Source organism: Bacteroides sp. MSK.20.12 (assembly GCF_019052435.1).
In the GTDB taxonomy this organism is placed as follows: Bacteria; Bacteroidota; Bacteroidia; order Bacteroidales; family Bacteroidaceae; genus Bacteroides; species Bacteroides xylanisolvens.
This window is the reverse complement of record NZ_JAHQVH010000099.1, coordinates 1-1,624: the sequence shown is the minus strand read 5'-3', so window position 1 is coordinate 1,624 and position 1,624 is coordinate 1. Positions and strand designations below refer to the sequence as shown.

The window sequence follows — 1,624 nt, the reverse complement described above, 5'->3', positions numbered from 1 at the left end:
AAAAGTTGTAGATATGTTTGCTTTTTAGTAACTTTAAAGACACCACATCATTAAGAGTTACAATGCAACAAGCCATATCTACAACGTACAAATATACATCAAAAAAAGAAAATCCTCCTACAAATAGGGGATTATTCCATGATTTCAGATTCAGTCCTGGCTACGATAATCTGCAACAAGATGGTATCTCTGAAGCTGTTGGTTCATTGACGGTCTTTTTACATACGGCTGGCAAGGGGGCTTCCTGTCCTTATTGCGGACATTTCAGTCACCGATTACACAGTTATTACTCCCGTCATATTCAGGATCTTGAAGTTTACGGTCATACTTTGGAGTTAGTCATAAAGGTTGGCAAATATTATTGCGAAAATGTTTCTTGTCCGCGAAAAATATTCTGCGAACCGTTGTCTTTTCTGGCTCGTCGGTATGGTAGACGGAGCTATCTTGTTGAGGAACGCATCAGATCGATAAGCTTGGAACTTACTTCCCGAAAGGCCTCTTCTCTTTTGCAGCTGTTCCATATAACGGCCAGTAGCTCTTCCTGCTTACGCATCCTACAACAGTGCGGGCAACATAATCCTATGCATAATAAAAGTATTTATGTAGGTATTGATGATTTTGCCTATAAAAAAGGTAAGGATTATATGAGTGTGGTCGTAGACCAGATGACACACATGCCTATTGCTTTGTTAGAGGATAGAAACGGAGAAGCGCTTGATAACTGGCTCACCCGGAATCCTCAAATACAATATATAACGAGAGACCGTGGAAGATGTTTCACAGAGGCTATAAACAGAATAATCCCTGGTGTTACACAAATCTGCGACCGGTTCCATCTAACCAAGAATATGACGGACACGATGATACCGGAAATAGAGAAAATGATTCGTCAGACCAAGCAAAAGCTCAAATACGAATATCCTGACAGAGACACGGCTTCTTCGTTAATTCTTCAGGACATATTTAACATGGGAGATGTCCGACACAGAGAAAAATTGAAGATATACAGGGAAAGCCTGAACTTAAAAATGCAGGGGATGACCATTGAGCAGACAGCCGCGCATTTGGGCAAGAAAAGTCGCTACATTTATAAGCTCATTCACAACAGGAGAATAGGGGCATACTTGAATGAGCAACAGAAGACAGCTCTTAAATATGTATCCGAACTGGCTACAATCATTAGTGCGGGCTGTATTACCCGAAAAATATTGGCACAAAAAATGGGGAGTAAAATCAGTGGCGCACTTATTGGAAGGATAACATCCAGCTTGCGAAAAATGTATCAACAAAAGAGGAAGGAAGTCAAGGAGCATAATGAGAGCATTGAAAACGGAAGTAAAACACAGAGAGTTTCACAGAATCAGATACGCAAATACATTCTAAAGGGAGAATCGGATAATCCTAAACTAGCGGAACTATATAAGTCCTCACCACAGATTAAAGAACTCTTAAGCGTGTGTCAGAATTTCAGAGATATGATTAATGGGAACACTTATGATAAGGATATTAGAAAGTGGATTGAAAAAGCGAAGGCAACACGGAATATGGCACTGACGAACTTTGCATATGGTATTGAAAAAGACTGGGAGGCAGTACAGGCAGCTATTGATATCCCCTTCAGTAA

The 1,624-nt window shown here is 40.3% G+C and carries 1 protein-coding gene; it reads left to right on the top strand.

From position 1 onward, the window contains the following. Positions 1-62: 62 nt before the first annotated feature. Positions 63-1,624 (top strand): ISL3 family transposase (locus KTR06_RS24305; protein ID WP_217290890.1); only part of this gene is annotated, 1,562 nt, incomplete at its 3' end.